18 protein-coding genes are annotated in these 15,112 nt (G+C 65.8%); 3 read left to right on the top strand and 15 right to left on the bottom strand.

Translation table 11 applies throughout. The annotated features are described in order from the left end of the window. Positions 1-26: 26 nt before the first annotated feature. From QWJ39_RS01325 to QWJ39_RS01265, 13 genes are all read right to left on the bottom strand, one after another. The gene (locus QWJ39_RS01325; protein ID WP_290255900.1) at positions 27-1,061 is read right to left on the bottom strand and encodes a TadE/TadG family type IV pilus assembly protein; all 1,035 of its coding nucleotides are present in this window, start codon (positions 1,059-1,061) and stop codon (positions 27-29) included. Beyond that, the gene (locus tag QWJ39_RS01320; RefSeq protein ID WP_290255899.1) at positions 1,049-1,423 is read right to left on the bottom strand and encodes a TadE/TadG family type IV pilus assembly protein; all 375 of its coding nucleotides are present in this window, start codon (positions 1,421-1,423) and stop codon (positions 1,049-1,051) included. The genes QWJ39_RS01325 and QWJ39_RS01320 overlap by 13 nt, the downstream gene beginning before the upstream one ends. A 90-nt stretch (positions 1,424-1,513) precedes the next feature. Continuing rightward, positions 1,514-1,741 (bottom strand): Flp family type IVb pilin, encoded by a 228-nt coding sequence (locus QWJ39_RS01315; protein ID WP_290255898.1) that lies wholly within the window; start codon positions 1,739-1,741, stop codon positions 1,514-1,516. Between the two features lie 46 nt (positions 1,742-1,787). Continuing rightward, positions 1,788-2,018: a Flp family type IVb pilin gene (locus QWJ39_RS01310; protein ID WP_290255897.1), complete on the bottom strand. Its 231-nt coding sequence runs from the start codon at positions 2,016-2,018 to the stop codon at positions 1,788-1,790. A gap of 248 nt (positions 2,019-2,266) precedes the next feature. Continuing rightward, on the bottom strand, positions 2,267-3,148 hold the full coding sequence (locus QWJ39_RS01305; RefSeq protein ID WP_290255896.1) for a type II secretion system F family protein: 882 nt from the start codon (positions 3,146-3,148) through the stop codon (positions 2,267-2,269). A gap of 13 nt (positions 3,149-3,161) precedes the next feature. After that, positions 3,162-4,088, bottom strand: coding sequence for a type II secretion system F family protein (locus QWJ39_RS01300; RefSeq protein ID WP_356902754.1), 927 nt, complete (start codon positions 4,086-4,088; stop codon positions 3,162-3,164). A gap of 20 nt (positions 4,089-4,108) precedes the next feature. After that, positions 4,109-5,575: a CpaF family protein gene (locus QWJ39_RS01295; RefSeq protein ID WP_290255894.1), complete on the bottom strand. Its 1,467-nt coding sequence runs from the start codon at positions 5,573-5,575 to the stop codon at positions 4,109-4,111. Then, complete coding sequence (locus QWJ39_RS01290; protein ID WP_290255893.1) at positions 5,572-6,774, bottom strand: AAA family ATPase; 1,203 nt, start codon at positions 6,772-6,774, stop codon at positions 5,572-5,574. The genes QWJ39_RS01295 and QWJ39_RS01290 overlap by 4 nt, the downstream gene beginning before the upstream one ends. Further along, positions 6,771-7,553 (bottom strand): RcpC/CpaB family pilus assembly protein, encoded by a 783-nt coding sequence (locus QWJ39_RS01285; RefSeq protein WP_290255892.1) that lies wholly within the window; start codon positions 7,551-7,553, stop codon positions 6,771-6,773. The genes QWJ39_RS01290 and QWJ39_RS01285 overlap by 4 nt, the downstream gene beginning before the upstream one ends. Positions 7,554-7,572: 19 nt before the next feature. After that, positions 7,573-8,676, bottom strand: a complete 1,104-nt coding sequence (locus QWJ39_RS01280; protein ID WP_290255891.1) for a pilus assembly protein TadG-related protein — start codon at positions 8,674-8,676, stop codon at positions 7,573-7,575. Further along, positions 8,664-9,071, bottom strand: a complete 408-nt coding sequence (locus QWJ39_RS01275; RefSeq protein WP_290255890.1) for a TadE/TadG family type IV pilus assembly protein — start codon at positions 9,069-9,071, stop codon at positions 8,664-8,666. The genes QWJ39_RS01280 and QWJ39_RS01275 overlap by 13 nt, the downstream gene beginning before the upstream one ends. A gap of 118 nt (positions 9,072-9,189) precedes the next feature. Beyond that, the gene (locus QWJ39_RS01270) at positions 9,190-9,399 is read right to left on the bottom strand and encodes a Flp family type IVb pilin (protein WP_290255889.1); all 210 of its coding nucleotides are present in this window, start codon (positions 9,397-9,399) and stop codon (positions 9,190-9,192) included. A 270-nt stretch (positions 9,400-9,669) separates the two neighbouring features. Then, entirely contained in the window at positions 9,670-10,350 is a 681-nt protein-coding gene (locus tag QWJ39_RS01265; protein WP_290255888.1) for a prepilin peptidase, read from the bottom strand. Positions 10,351-10,666: 316 nt separating this feature from the next. On the opposite strand from QWJ39_RS01265, the gene rplM reads away from it, so the two are divergent. From rplM to glmM, 3 genes are all read left to right on the top strand, one after another. After that, the gene (gene rplM, locus QWJ39_RS01260) at positions 10,667-11,110 is read left to right on the top strand and encodes a 50S ribosomal protein L13 (RefSeq protein WP_043454696.1); all 444 of its coding nucleotides are present in this window, start codon (positions 10,667-10,669) and stop codon (positions 11,108-11,110) included. 39 nt (positions 11,111-11,149) lie between these two features. Continuing rightward, positions 11,150-11,656, top strand: coding sequence for a 30S ribosomal protein S9 (gene rpsI, locus QWJ39_RS01255; RefSeq protein WP_290255887.1), 507 nt, complete (start codon positions 11,150-11,152; stop codon positions 11,654-11,656). Between the two features lie 131 nt (positions 11,657-11,787). Beyond that, the gene (glmM, locus tag QWJ39_RS01250; protein WP_290255886.1) at positions 11,788-13,149 is read left to right on the top strand and encodes a phosphoglucosamine mutase; all 1,362 of its coding nucleotides are present in this window, start codon (positions 11,788-11,790) and stop codon (positions 13,147-13,149) included. A 39-nt stretch (positions 13,150-13,188) separates the two neighbouring features. On the opposite strand, the gene QWJ39_RS01245 is transcribed toward glmM, so the two are convergent. Both QWJ39_RS01245 and coaA read right to left on the bottom strand, forming a co-directional pair. Beyond that, a complete protein-coding gene (locus QWJ39_RS01245) occupies positions 13,189-14,004 on the bottom strand; it encodes a D-alanyl-D-alanine carboxypeptidase family protein (protein ID WP_290256474.1) in 816 nt (271 codons plus the stop codon). A gap of 92 nt (positions 14,005-14,096) precedes the next feature. Further along, the gene (coaA, locus tag QWJ39_RS01240) at positions 14,097-15,062 is read right to left on the bottom strand and encodes a type I pantothenate kinase (protein ID WP_290255885.1); all 966 of its coding nucleotides are present in this window, start codon (positions 15,060-15,062) and stop codon (positions 14,097-14,099) included. Positions 15,063-15,112 lie beyond the last annotated feature (50 nt).

The following is a 15,112-nucleotide window of genomic DNA, read 5'->3' as shown; positions in this document are numbered from 1 at the left end:
GAACATCGTGAGAACGGGGAAACCTTTTACTGCGTCAGTCGGACGATGGTGGCTCCGTTCGCATCGACCGGGCCGAGGGTGAAGCCATCGGCCAGCGAGACGTACTGAATGAAACTGCCGATGATGCCTCGGCAGTTTCCGTCGCATGCCACGGAGGACGGGACGTTAGAGGTCGTATTTTGGAAGGAATCGGGCAGCGAGTTGTTGCCGCTAAACTTCCAGCCTTTGACCTTGAAAGCAGCGAAGCTGATCAAGCCGTAGACTGCGCCGGAGCCGGTGCCGGAGACCTTGTTGAAGACGGGGAGGAGTACAACGACGTCCTTGCCGGCAGAGATGCTGGCCGCCCAGCTGTTGAGCGTTGCGGTGCAGACAGAGGGGTAGCTGTTGCCCGGGTCGCTGCCGCTTTCGGAGGCGGCGAGATCAATGAGGCCGCCGCAGATGCCGGGGTCGCTGACGAGCCATCCGAAACCACCTTGGACTGCGGCTCCGGAGGGCCCGTAGTTGCAGTCGGCGTTGGCGTTGCTTCCGTGGTTCTGAAGCAGTTGGAGTGTGCCGTCGACGTACCCCTGCACCTGACAGATGGAGAAAGCAACCGGAAATGCGGTGGTGCCTTTGACCGGGCTGCCCCAGGCCACGCTGGCGGAGGCCGAGACTTGAGCGGTGTTGAGGCCAAGAGCGCGGGCAAAAAACAGAGACACCTGGTTCGGCTCCTTGCCGGCCTCCTGGGAGCCGGCGTTCACCGTCACGGTGCGGTTGGCTTTGTCCAACACGATGGACTGGATGTTGCTGAGCCCGTCGTTGGCGTTTCCATTGGCAAGGCCACTGGCGAGTGACGACGTGGTGGCGCAGTCCGTGCCGTTAGGATTTTTTGCGCACTTCTGGGCAACGGCTAGGGCGGCCGAATCGGCCCCGTTACGCAGTTGTGTCCTCTCCGCGTACAGCATGCCGACGTCCACCGCGACGGCCGCGAAGCCGAGCAGCGTCACCATGAGAAGAGCAACGAGTATGGCGATCGCGCCGCGCTCGTCAGAACGGGTCGCCGGGCCGGTCAGCCGCCGCACAACATCACCCCCGTGCCCTCCAAGGGGAACGGCCCAGCGATGCCCGTAAGCGTCGAGAGCGTGTAGCTCACCTTGACCGTCACTTGCGTCCCGGACGTGCAGACGTTGGGCGTGACGGTGATGTTAGTGTCCGTCAACCCAGGTTGGACTGCCACAGCGGCGTTCTTGACTGCCGTCTTGGCCCCGGTGGGATTGTTGGTGATCGCCATGACCCGCACTCCCTCTCGCGCGGCGCTGGAGAGGGAGACCTGGACGTTATAGGCACGCCCGAACTCCATGATGCCGAGTAAGAGCATGACCAAGACGGGGGCGAGGAGGGCGAATTCCACCGCGACGGCTCCCCGTTCGTTCGACTTCGACATGGGAACCGCCTTCCTGGAGAGGAAACCCTGAAATGCCGGTGTGGCGGCGGCAAGAGCCGCCGCCACACCGGCGGTGGACCGGGGCGGTCCTTAGTGCGCGCAGGTCCCGTCGCCGGCGGCCGCGCCGGCGGTGTAGGTGCCGCTGCTTACTGTGCATTGGACCTGGGTGAAGGTGTCCTTCATGGTGCCACCGAGCAGCGTCACCGCGATGATGATGACGACAGCGATGAGCGAGACCATGATGCCGTACTCGACGGCGGTCGCGCCGCGTTCCCCTCTAAGAACGCGGGCTTGAATCTTCTTCGGACGCAAATACATGGGGGCCTCGTTGTCGGCTGGCTGAATCATAAAGACGGACGGGCAATCAGCTGCAGACTCCCGTACCTGCTGTCGTGCCGGCCGTGTACTTGTGAGTGCCCCCGGCGATGTTGCACTGAACCTGGGTGAAGGTGTCCTTCATGGTGCCGCCCAGCAGCGTGACGGCAACGATGATGACGACGGCGATGAGCGAGACCATGATGCCGTACTCAACGGCGGTGGCGCCGCGCTGATCGCGGCGAAGGCGGCTTGCGATGGTGGCGAAGAAGGAACGCATGAGTGACTCCTGAGCGAGGTGGGCGGCTGGCCCTGCACCAGCACTGAGAGGAACTTAGCAACCGCCGACACGCCGAGATCCCCACTTTCCAACTTCCTGTGTGAAGGCTTGACGAACTGTCCCTTTCCTGCCCTTTACCTGCGCCGATACTGCGCCGGAGGCTCCTTACGGGCGGCTACCACAAAGAAGGACCCCCTCGACTCTGGTCCGAGGGGGTCCGGTCTGTGGCCGCCGGCGAGCGGGCCGGCTTACTTCTTAGCGAAGAGGTCCATGATGCTCATCGCAGTCGGTCCAAGCACCACAATGAACAGAGTGGGCAGAATGAAGAAGATGAGCGGAAACAGCATCTTGACCGGCATCTTCATGGCGTGTTCCTCGGCGCGCTGGCGCCGCTTCACCCGCATGTCCTTGGCTTGTGCGTGCAGCACGCCGGCAATGGCGATGCCGTAGCTGTCCGCTTGGACGACGGCGCGAACGAAGCTCCGCAGGTCTGGGACGTCGACGCGCTGCGCCATGGCCAGGTACGCCTCCTTCCGGGACCGTCCCACCTGAATGTCTTGCAGCGTCCGAATGAGTTCGTCGGCAAGCGGACCCTTGCCATTCTGGCCAGCGCGCGCCATGGCAGTTTCGAAGCCGAGCCCCGCCTGAACTGAGATCAGCATCTGGTCCAGCGTGTCCGGCAGCTCCAGCTTGATCTGCTCGCGACGTTTCTGGGCATTGTTCCGGATCAAGATGTCGGGGACGAAGTAAGCAAGCGCCGTGACGCCCACCATCAGGAGGACGTTGGTGATCGTGGGGCTTCCGGCCACCAGCATGGTCCCCAGTACTGCTCCCGTTAGAGCCAACAACGGCTTAACCATGATGACCCGACCCAGGGGCCAGTCCTTCGGCCGCCCTGCACCGGCAAGCTGCTTGTCCAGCCACGCGGCATAGCCCTTGGGGGTGACCCTCCGGCTGAGGGCAGCGAGCTGCCCAGTGGCGGACACCACAGACCCGGCCGTCTCCGGGCGTCGCCCCAGGTTGGTTTGGATGTTTCGCAGGCCGGCCCGGTCGCCGGTAAAGGCGAGCCACGTCATGAGGGACACCGGGGCGATGATGGCCAGGATGGCGGCATAGGCGATGGGATTCATAGTCTTCGTCCTCTCAGAACTTTGGTTTGATGAGGCGGCTGAGCCAGAATCCGCCGGCGGCCAGCAGCACGATGGCGGTGACGATCATCAGGAAGCCGGGAAACGTGGTGAGGAAGACTTTCGAATACAGCGGGTTGAACAGCGTGAGTCCGAAAAACATCACGATCGGCAGAGCCATGAGGACCAACGCCGACATACGCCCTTCCGCGCTGAGAGCCTTCACCTGGCCGCGTAGCTGGGTCCGGTCCCGGATGGTCTCACCCACGTTGTCCAAGACCTGCGCGAGGTCACCGCCTACCTCGCGGTGGATCTCGATGGCCCGGGTGATGGAGGCAAAGTCCTCGTTGGCGGTCCGCCGGGCCATATCGGCCAGCGATTCCCCGAGGTCTCGGCCGATCCGGGTCTCGGTGACCACCCGGCTGAGTTCCTCTTTCATGGGCGACTCGTTTTCCTCCGCGGCGGCGTCCACCGCCCGGAGCAGGCTGTGTCCGGCCCGCAGCCCCCCGGCCAACATCTGCAAGGCGTCCGGTACCTGCTCGGCGAACTTGCGGCGTCGGCGGGAGACCAGGACCTGCAGCAGGAGAACGAGCCCGACCGGCGTGATGACCGCCAGGAGGAAGGCCGGCACCAGCCCGCCCAGCAGGAACCCGATGACCGCGGCGACGAACACTGCGGCTCCGGCGAGCAGGAGGTAATCCCCAGGCTGCTTCCTCAGACCCGCGCTGTCCAGCCGTTCCCGGCTGAGCAGCCCCGGTCCCCGGCCGCGGAGTTGCTGGTTGAGGGCAGTCACGGCTTGGTCGGTCAGCTTCGTCAGGCCGGAGTTGTGGTTGGCCTGCAGCTCCGGACGTCGTCGCGAGAGGGGGACGGTGCGGGATGCGAAGACGACGACGATCACGATGGCCAGGGCGGCGTAGACCAGGAGCAGGCCTCCGACAAACACCAAGGGAGAGAGTTCCACCGTTACCGCCCCCTCATCGCTGCGGCGCCGAAGACCGCCGGCGAGATCGGAATCCCGAGCTCGGCGAAGCGGTCGGTGAAGCGCGGGCGGACACCGGTGGGGATGGTTCGGCCCAGGAAGCGGCCGTTGCCGTCGACACCGGCCGCGTAGTCGAACACGAACGCGTCCTGGAGCGTGACGACGTCGCCCTCCATGCCCTGAACTTCGGTGATGTGCGTGACCCGGCGCGAGCCGTCCCGCAGGCGGGTGATGTGCACAATCAGGTTCACCGCGGAGGCAACCTGTTCGCGGATGGCCCGCAGTGGCAGGTCCATCCCGGCCATCAGTACGAGGGTTTCCAACCGCGCGACGGCGTCCCGCGGCGAGTTGGCGTGGACGGTGGAGATGGACCCGTCGTGGCCGGTGTTCATGGCCTGCAGCATGTCCAGGGACTCGCCGCCGCGGACCTCACCAACGACGATCCGATCCGGCCGCATGCGCAGCGAGTTGCGGACCAGATCGCGGATGGAGATCTCGCCCTTGCCTTCGATGTTGGGCGGACGGCTCTCCAGCCGGACCACGTGATCCTGCTGCAGCTGCAGTTCCACGGCATCCTCGATGGTGACGATCCGGTCCGTGCTCGGGATGAACGAGGAGAGCACGTTCAACAAGGTGGTCTTGCCGGTGCCGGTACCGCCGGAGACGATGATGTTCAGCCGCGCCTGCACGCACGCCTGCAGCAACTCGGCCATCTCGGGCGAGAGGCTGCCCATGGTGACCAGATCGTGCACCGTCAGGGGGTCCCGGCCGAACTTGCGGATGGTCAGGGCCGGACCGTTGACCGCGAGCGGCGGGATGATGGCGTTGACGCGGGACCCGTCGGAGAGCCGGGCGTCCACGAGGGGAGAGGACTCATCAATGCGCCGGCCCACGTTGGAGACGATCCGTTCGATCACCCGGCGCAAGGCCTCGTCGGAGGTGAACTTCGCATCGGTGAGCTGAAGCCGTCCCTGGCGTTCCACGTAGATCTGGTCGAATCGGTTGACCATGACTTCGGTGACGGTCGGGTCGTCCAGGTAGCGCTGGATGGGTCCGTGGCCCAGCACGTCGTCGGTGATGTCCCGGATCAGCCGCTGGCGTTCCGCCGCGGAGAGGGGAATTTGTTCCTCTTCGACGACGGCCTTGAGCTCCTCCTTGACGGACTGGTGCAGCTCGGCCTCGTCCACCGAGGAATCCGTGATGCGGGAGCCGAGCCGTTCGAAGAGGGCTACGCTGGCCCGTTCCTTGAGGGCGTTGAGTGCCTCGCTGGCCACCGTTGCCGTCTGCTGCAGTTCGGCGGCGGGCTGCGCCTCCGCGGCGGTCTTGGCCTCGAGGATCCGGCCGAGGGTGGCCGGCGCGTTGGGAGCGGCGAAGACGTCGTCGTCGGGCTTGTTAGCTTCGGTGGGCCCGGGGACCCCGCGCAGTTGCTGGTACCGGTCCGCGAGGCTCATTGGACTACCGCCCTTCTGTGGAGTTGCTTGTGGGGCCGGGCGTCCCAGTCCGGTTTGAACCGGTCGACCAGGCGCCGCAGGCCCTTGAGTGCCGCGTCCCGGCTGTTGTCCTGGAGGATGGGGACGCCCTTGTTGGTGGAGAACGGCAGGGTCCGTGAGCGGGGGAGGACGACGTCGACCGGAGCGCCGATGGTGGCCTCGACGTCCTTGAGCGAGAGTCCCGCGCGGCGGTCGGCCATGTTGAGGACGATGTGCCGGTGGGCCGGCACCAGGTTCAACTCGTCGAGGATCTGGAAGCCGGTCCGCAGCCCCCGGATGCTGGGGACGTCCATCCCGCAGATCCAGACTGCGTCGGTGGCCTGCTCCAACGTGGCCAGGACGTGCTCGCCCAGGCCCGGTGCGGTGTCGACCACGATGTAGCGGAATTCCTGCCGCAGCTGCTCCAGTAGGTGGCTGACATGGGCCGCGGTGATGCGGTCCATCTCAATCGGCGTCCGAGGGGCGCAGAGCGCGTAGATTCCGGCCGGATGGACCGTGAGGTAGGTCTTGAGGACCATGGAATCCTGGCTGGCCGCTCCCGCCACGGCGTCGGTGATGGTGAACTCAGGCTCGAGCAGCAGTCCGCTGGCCACGTCCCCGAACTGCAGGTCCAGGTCCACCACCACCACGCTCATCGGTGCGCTCTTGCCCAGCCCGACGGCGAGGTTGGTGGCCACGGTCGTCTTGCCGACGCCGCCCTTGGGTGACATCACGGCAATGACGCGGCCGGGGCCGTGGTCTGCGTGCTCAGTGGCCTGCGGACCCAGCCCCCGGCGCCGGCCGGCAGCGGCGAGGCTGGCCCGCTCGAGCATGACGCGGATGGTGTCGGGATCCGCGTCGGGATCGAGGAGATCCCGGACACCGGCGCGCATGGCTTGGACCACGGTTTCGTGTTCTGCAGTGCAAGCCAGCACGACGCTGATTTCGGGATACTGCAGGTCCATCACGGAGGCCAGCTTCAGCGAGTCGGGCACCGGGACGCCCGGTCCCAGGATGAGGACCTCCGGCGGTTCGCCGACCAACTGCTTCAGCATGTCGGCAGGTCCCTCGGGCAGGTAATCCGCCTTGAAGACGTGTAGCTCGCCGTGCATTCCGTTGACGGCCAGACGGACCAGGCGTTCGAAGTCCGAATTCGGGGTGATGAGGACGAAGCGGCTCATTTGAACAGCCCTGCCGCATCCACCGTGCCGGTTCCTGCGTCCGGGGAATCCGAGGGTTCCTTGGACAGGTAGATCTTGCCGAACTCCGCCGCGAAGACGATCCGCTCAGCGTCAGCGCTGTTCCGCGCCAGGGTGATGAGGTAACCGCCGTCGCCGGAGGACTTCGACGACGTCGTCGAGGAAACCTGGCTTGCGCCGCCGCTATCCGAGGCCGTTCCGGACTGCGTCGCCGCGCCGTCACTGTACTGCGCCGCGGTGACCAGGACCTTGTGGAAGGTTTGCTGCGTGCGGCTGAGCTTGGCGCCGTCGGTGCCCGTGGCCGCCGATTCCAGTGAGAGGAAGACGCCGACCGTGTCGCCGGCCTTCAGGATGCCGCCTGCCACGCGTTCGATGGGCAGTTTGAGCGTGATCTCCTGCAACCCGGTGGGCACTTGGACCCGGGACGGGCCGAGGAACGAGGTCTCGTCGACCAGGCGGCTCGAGAGCAACTGCTCACCCGGTTCCAGGGTGACGGCGGTGACTTTCGACCCAAGGGAGGAAAGATCGGTAATGGTGTTGTCCGCCACCGCAAGCTTCGGGACGTCCTTTTTCACCACCATGCCGGCCACCTTGTCCGCCGAGGTTCCGGCGGGAATTGCTTTCTGTACGACATACACGGATTCTGTTTCCGTTCCGGCGACAGCACGTTTATCGGCATTTTGTACATAGGAAACCAATAGGACTGTCCCAATGATGGCAACAAGTAGAGCCGCAATGCCCCCCAGCAGGCGTGTTCTCATTTCAACTCCTTAAAAATACTTATCGTGTGAGCGTTATTTCGACCGTTCCCAGGTCCGTGCCAGTGCCGGGGCCAGTTTGGGTCGAATTAATGGTTTCGAATTTCACAAATTGACCGATGACGCAGCGCGCGTTGCCGGTGGTGCCGCCGTTGCCGCCGCCCCCGCTTCCGCCGTGACCGTTGCCACCGCCGTTGCCCCCGCCGGAGTTCACCGTGGTGCAGGCCAGGGAACTGTTCATCCCGGGGTCGGAGGCCGCGTTGCGGAATTCGTAGGGCGAGCCGTTCCCGAATTTCCAGCCCCAGATCTTGAAAGTGGCGTAGCCGATGATGTGGAAGTAACCGTTTTGGCCTTGGTTCGAGGCGTCATCGAAGACAGGGAAGGTGACCTTGACCTCACCACCGCCGGAGATGGTGTTGATCCATCCGGTCAGGACGGCGGCGCACTCCGTCGGCGGGTTGTTGCCGGGATCCGAACCGATCCGGTTACTGCCCGTCTGGGTGGTGGCGACGCAGGGCGAGCTTTGGTCCAGCCAGCCCCACCCGCCCGGGATTTCCGTACCGGACGGGCCGGTGCAGGTACCTCCCGGCTTGTAGGAGATCTTCTGGACCTGGGCCGTGGCCGCGGCGGTGGATAGGTTGTAGCAGTTGTCCGAGATGGCCAACGGGAAAGCGGAGCCCCCGCGGGGTGGCGTCCACGACGCGGTGGCGCCGGCACGGACGGTTGCCGGGGGAGCATTCAGGGCGCTGGCGAACAACTTAGTGAGGAAGCCCGCGCCGTTGGAGCCCAGGGTAGAGGTAACCACCTTGACCTGTCCGGGGACGGACAGGTCAACCGAATCGACGGCGGACGCGCCGTCGTTTGAGTTCGGTCCTGCAAGTTCCCGGGCCCAAGTGAGCGCCTGTGACACGGTGCAGGTGCCGGCGGAGTGGCACCGTTGCGCTGCGGCGAGGGCTCCCGCGTCTGCGGCGTTCTGCAGCTGTGCACGTTCCGCATAGATCTGTCCGGTGTCCACGGCCAGGGACCCCGCGCCGATCAGGACGATCATCAGCAGCGCCACCATGATGCCAGCCGCGCCGCGTTCCTTGCCGTCCGGGGCCTGCTTGGGCCGCGCTAGCCGTGGCATCGCATGGCCCCCGTCCCGCGGACCGTGACGGAGCCGCCGAAGATCCCGGTCAAAGAGGCTGCCGTGTAGCTGAGCGCCACCTGGGCGTTACCCGTTCCGCCAGTGGGGCAGGCGCCCGTGAAGGTGTAGCTGAAGCCGCCCGGGTTCAGTCCTGGCGCCCCCGCGACGGCGGCTGTCCGGGCGCGGGCCTGGTCGTTGAAGATCGCCATCGTCCGGGCGGCCTCGCGGGCCGCCTGCGTGACGGAGATCTGCAGGTTGTAGGTGTAGGAGAACTCGAGGATCCCGCCCACCAGGGCCAACAGGATCGGTGCTACGAGGGCGAATTCGACGGCGGCCGCCCCGCGTTCACGGCCGGCCCGCCTCGGCGGGCGCGGTGGCTGGTTGCTGCGCTTCATTGGATCCCCCCAGGGAATAGATGCAGCGATGGGATGGACTGTGCCGCGTCCGCGTGGCGCGGACGCGGCACAGAGGTTGGTGCTGAGACCTGTGGTGGTGCGAACCAGGTGTAGCTACCTACTTGTTGGTCCAGCCGCCGACGGTGGTGCCGAGGCCGTTGAACCAGGCGCCGAGCTGCTGCCCGAAGAATGTGACGCCACCGATGATGAGGAAGGCGATGAAGGCCACCAGCAGCGAGTATTCCGTCGCAGTCGCTCCCTTTTCGGATTCGAGCTTGTTCTTGACGCCGGCGATGAAAGAAAGCATTGAGACCATGAGACCAGTCATTGTTTTAATCCTTTTCCAGAGTTTTTTGATATTTATCGAAACTCCGGCAAATCCCCCATTTGGTATTCGGTGGAGCGTCGATGCGACCACCATGGCACGGCAAATATCGGCCCGGCAATGATTTCAACTACTCGACTTCCGCACGTAAAAGAGCGCATTTACGCAGGTATCCGGGGTGCTGTACTCAGTCCCAGACGGCCCCGACGGCAAACTACTTGTTTTGCTAAGCCGGCTTACTTATCCGGGGGTGGCGGAACGCCGTGGGTGGTCCTAGGCGGAGAGCAGGATGACGGCCAGCGCGGCCGCCAGCATAGAGGGCCCGAAGGCAACTTCCTTTGGCGTGTTTCCGCGGTTTTTCAGCACCAGCAGCGCGGCGGCGGCCCCGCCGGCCACAAAGCCCAAGGCGCCCCCGTAGAACAGCTGCGGCCAGCCTAGGTATCCCAAGTACAGCCCGAGGGGCGCGGACAGCTTTACGTCGCCCATTCCGATGCCATTGGGACTGATGAGAGCCAAGATGAAGTAGCAAACGAAGAGGATGACGAGGCCGATGATGCCCCGGAGCAGTGCCGGCCACTCCCCGGAGGTCATTGCGGAGCCTGTCAGGAGCACCAGGCCGACACCCAGGAGCGGGCCCACGAGGCGGTTTGGCAGTATATGGAAAGAGAGATCAATTCGCGTCAATTCCACCGCGGCAATTGCCAGAAATAGATAGGCGGGTAATTCCGGTGCCGGGCCGAGGCGCCAGGCCAGTGCGCCGCAGAGCAGTCCCGCTGCGGCCGCCGTCGGCCATGCCCGGCGAGGTGACGAAACGGCGAACTGGGGGAGCGCGCGTCTGGAGGCGGCACGGCCTGCGACGTCGAGAGCGACGCCGGCAAGGGCGATCGCCAGGATAAAGAGTGCCGCTCCGGCAGCAGGAAGGTGTTCCGCCCCGGTCACGGTGGGAGCGGTCACTGGGCCTCCAGGGATCAAGCGCGGCGATGATGCCGCCCGGTTCTGCGCCACAGCTGGCCTGCGGGTGGCGGACAGTTCATTTTGACCCATGCCCACGGCTTCCGCTAATCTAGGTAGTCGTTGTGCGTGTCCTATCTCGATGGTGCGTGCCCGCAGAGAATCCGGTTGCAGGATAACTACTCCGCGTGCACATTCGAGACCACAGGATGACTGGTTACATAGAGCCCTCACCTCTGTTCCGGTAGCGCATAGATAGTAGGTGCACCCCGGGTGACGCCTAAAACAAGAACGCCAGAACAAGAACGAGGCAAACACCGTGCGTACGTACACCCCGAAGCCCGGCGATATCAACCGCCAGTGGCACGTCATTGACGCCACCGACGTTGTCCTTGGTCGTCTTGCCAGCCAGACCGCAATCCTGCTGCGCGGCAAGCACAAGGCCACCTTTGCGTCCCACATGGACATGGGCGACTTCGTCATCATCATCAACGCTGAGAAGGTTGCCCTCACCGGCGCCAAGCTGGAGCAGAAGCGCGCTTACCGCCACTCCGGCTACCCGGGCGGCCTGACCTCCGTCAACTACGCGGAGCTGCTTGAGACCAACCCGGTCCGCGCCGTGGAGAAGGCCATCAAGGGCATGCTCCCGAAGAACTCCCTCGCTGCACAGCAGCTGGGCAAGCTGAAGGTTTACCGCGGTGCAGAGCACCCGCACGCCGCCCAGCAGCCCAAGACTTTCGAAATCACCCAGGTCGCCCAGTAGTCCTGGCCACCAAACAACTTTATTAATACAAGGAGAACCGTGGCTCAGAACGAAGAGACCACCGAAGCCGTCGAGGCTGAGGAAAACCTGACCAGCTACACCTCTGAGAGCGGCGCTGCTGACGCAGCCGCTCCCAAGAAGGAACGCCCGGCCCTGACCGTTGCCGGCGCAGCTGTTGGCCGCCGCAAGGAAGCCGTCGCACGCGTCCGCGTCGTCCCCGGCTCCGGCAAGTGGACCATCAACGGCCGCGAGCTGGCGAACTACTTCCCGAACAAGCTGCACCAGCAGGACGTCAACGAGCCCTTCAAGATCCTCGATCTGGAAGGCGCCTACGACGTCATCGCCCGCATCCACGGCGGTGGCCCCTCCGGTCAGGCCGGTGCACTGCGTCTCGGCATCGCCCGTTCGCTGAACGAGATCGACGTCGAGAACAACCGCGCCACCCTGAAGAAGGCCGGCTACCTCACCCGTGACGCCCGCGTCATCGAGCGTAAGAAGGCCGGTCTCAAGAAGGCCCGTAAGGCTCAGCAGTACTCCAAGCGCTAAACAGCGCCTGCAGCAGCGCCTCAAAGCGCCTGCTTTGGAAGCCCGTCCCGCATGTGCGGGGCGGGCTTCCGTCGTTAACGGGCCGGGGGACCCGACGTCGTATCCCGGGCCATCGACTAAACTCGGACACGATGTCTAGATTATTTGGAACAGATGGTGTCCGGGGCCTTGCGAATGGCCTGTTGACCGCGGAGCTGGCGATGCAGCTGGCACAGGCCGCCGCCGTCGTGCTCGGGCACGACCGCAACACGGGCCAGGGGCGGCCGCGCGCCGTCGTGGCCCGCGACCCGAGGGCCAGCGGCGAATTCATCGCCGCCGCCGTGGAGGCGGGGCTCTCCAGCTCCGGCATCGACGTCTACGACGCCGGTGTCCTCCCCACCCCGGCGGCCGCCTACCTTGTGGCGGACCTCAACGCCGACTTCGGCGTGATGATCTCCGCCTCGCACAACCCGGCCCCGGACAACGGCATCAAGTTCTTCGCCCGCGGCGGCCAGAAGCTCCCCGACGAGGTCGAGGACGCGATCGAGGCCAGGCTCGGCGAGGAGCCGCTCCGCCCTGTCGGTGCCGACGTTGGCCGCATCCAGCGCTTCTCCGACGCCGAGGACCGCTACATCGTCCATCTGCTCGGCACGCTTCCGCACCGCCTCGAGGGACTCAAGGTTGTCGTGGACTGCGCCCACGGCGCGGCCAGCGGCTGCTCACCCGAGGTGTTCAAGACCGCCGGCGCCGAAGTCATCACCATCGGCGCTGAGCCGGACGGCATCAACATCAACGACGGCGTCGGTTCCACACATCTCTCCCCGCTGAAGGCTGCCGTGGTGGCGCACGGGGCAGACCTCGGCATCGCGCACGACGGCGACGCGGACCGCTGCCTGGCCGTTGACCATGAGGGCACCGAAGTCGACGGCGACCAGATCATGGCCATCCTCGCCCTGGCCCTCAAGGACGCCGGGAAACTCAAGGACGACGTCCTGGTAGCCACGGTCATGAGCAACCTCGGCCTGAAGCTCGCCCTCCGCGGCGCCGGCATCGAACTAAAGGAAACGGGTGTGGGGGACCGATACGTCCTCGAGGCCATGCGCGACGGCGGCTTCAGCCTGGGCGGCGAACAGTCCGGCCACGTCATTTTCGCCGATCACGCCACCACGGGCGACGGCGTCCTCACCGGCCTCCAGCTTGCCGCGCAGGTGGCCCTGACCGGGCGTCCGCTTAAGGACCTCGCCACGGTCATGACCAAGCTTCCCCAGGTGCTCATCAACGTCCGCGACGTGGACCGCAGCCGGGTCAACGGCGACGCGGCCGTTGCCGCCGCCGTGGAAGCGGCCGAGGCCACGCTCGGCGACACCGGCCGGGTTCTGCTGCGGCCCTCGGGTACCGAGCCGGTGGTTCGCGTCATGGTCGAAGCAGGGGACCACGAAACCGCAGAACGGGTGGCCGGGGAACTGGCCGAGGTAGTCCGGACCGAACTCGCATTGGCGCTGGCCCGCGACTAATCGGCGGTCCGTCCGCGATGGACCGCGGGCCTGCCTCGATCAGAGGTAGGCCGGCGCGGATTCCAGGCCGAAGTACTCCTCCAGCGTGGGGACACCCCGGGCGGCCATGTCGCCGGCGGCCTCCACGCCGATGAAGCGCAGATGCCAGGACTCGTAGTAGTAGCCGGTGGTCTCGTGGTACATCCACGGATACCTAACGATGAAGCCGAAGCGGTGGGCGTTCGCCTTCGCCCAGACAGCCGCGGGCTGCTCGGCGAAGCACGGCTGGAAGCTGCAGGCGCCCCCGCCGTCGCCAATATCAAACGACCAGCCCGTCTGGTGCTCTGAGAAGCCCGGCCGGGCCGATGCGGTGTCCGCCTCCGCCTGTCCCCTCGTCGCGACGTAGCCGTTATAGGTCGAGGTCTGGGTGACAAAGGACCGGTACCCGCTGGCCAGGGTCATCACCACGCCGGCCGTTGCGGCCGCGGCGAACATCCGCTCCGCTGCGGCCGCCGTCGTGCTGTTCAGGAGGGCGGCCTCGCCGGACACCGCCAAGCGGACCGCGGGCTGAACCAGGTCCGGCGGGATGAAGGCTGCCGGGGAGAGTGGCCGGTGTTTGTTGACCACCACCCAGGGGCTGGCGGGATCTGTCAGGGAGTGCTGCGGCCCGGGCGCGGAAGCCGCCGGCGACGACGGTGCAGGGGCGGTCGCCGACGGGTTGGCGGGCTCCGGGCTCGCCGAGGGAATCGCCGTCGGCGTCGATTCCGGGGAAGTGCCGGCCGGTGTTGCCGCGGGCGTTGGTGGCACGCCCGTGCCGGACGCCGACGGCGCGGGTCCGACGGAGGGCTCGCAGGCTGTCAGTGCGGCGGCGGTTATTGGGACGGCGGCCGCAGCCAGAAGGCTGCCGAAGCGACGTCGGCTCAGAAACCCCCGCCGTCTGTCCTCGCCCGCGTTGTAGCCCACCCGTGCTAGACCTTGCGGAGCAGCATGCGGCGGATCGAGTGGTCAGCATCCTTCGTGAGCACCAGCTGCGCCCGGCCCCGGGTAGGAAGGACGTTCTCCACCAGGTTCGGCTCATTGATCCGCTTCCAAATCCCGCGGGCCGTTTCCTCGGCCTCGGCGTCGGAGAGCGTAGCGTACCGGTGAAAGTAGGACTCCGGCTGGGCGAACGCGGTGGTGCGCAGCTTGCGGAACCGGTCCACGTACCACTCCTCGATGTAGGAGGTCTTGGCGTCCACGTAGATCGAGAAGTCGAAGAAGTCGCTCAGCGCCAGGCCCTGGCGGCCGTCATAGCGCGGGCGGGCGGGGGCGAGAACGTTCAGGCCCTCCACGATCAGCACGTCCGGTCGGCGGACCACCACTTCCTTGCCGGGGACGATGTCGTAGGTGACGTGCGAGTACCACGGGGCCCGAACCTCCTCGGCGCCGCCCTTGACCTCGCTGACAAAGCGCAGGAGGGCGCGGCGGTCGTAGGACTCCGGAAACCCCTTGCGGTCCAGCAACTGCCGCCCCTTGAGCTCGGCCAGGGGATAGAGGAAGCCGTCCGTGGTGATGAGTTCCACATTGGGGGTGCCGGGCCAGCGGCGCAGCATTTCCCGGAGCACACGGGCGATGGTGGACTTTCCGACGGCCACCGAACCGGCGACGCCGATCACGAAGGGGGTGCGGCGGGTCGTCTCGCCCAGGAATGTGGTGGTGGCGGCGTGCAGCTGATTGGCGGCCTCAACATAGAGGTGGAGCAGCCGGGAGAGCGGGAGGTACACCTCACGGACTTCCCGCATGTCCAGCGGGTCGCCGAGGCCGCGGAGCCGGAGGACGTCCTCTTCGTTGAGGGGCTGCTCCATTTGGGCAGCGAGCCGGGACCAGGTCTGCCGGTCCAGCTCCACGAACGGGGAGACGCCCTCGCCGTTCGCATCATTGCGTTGCGAAGTCACCCTAGAGATTCTGCCCTCGCGGGCGCCCAGAGCGAAATGCGCGCGCCGTG

It is taken from the genome of Arthrobacter sp. YD4, assembly GCF_030410515.1.
Lineage (GTDB): Bacteria > Actinomycetota > Actinomycetes > Actinomycetales > Micrococcaceae > Arthrobacter.
The sequence above is the reverse complement of the archived record's forward strand: the minus strand, read 5'-3'. Positions and strand labels throughout refer to the sequence as shown.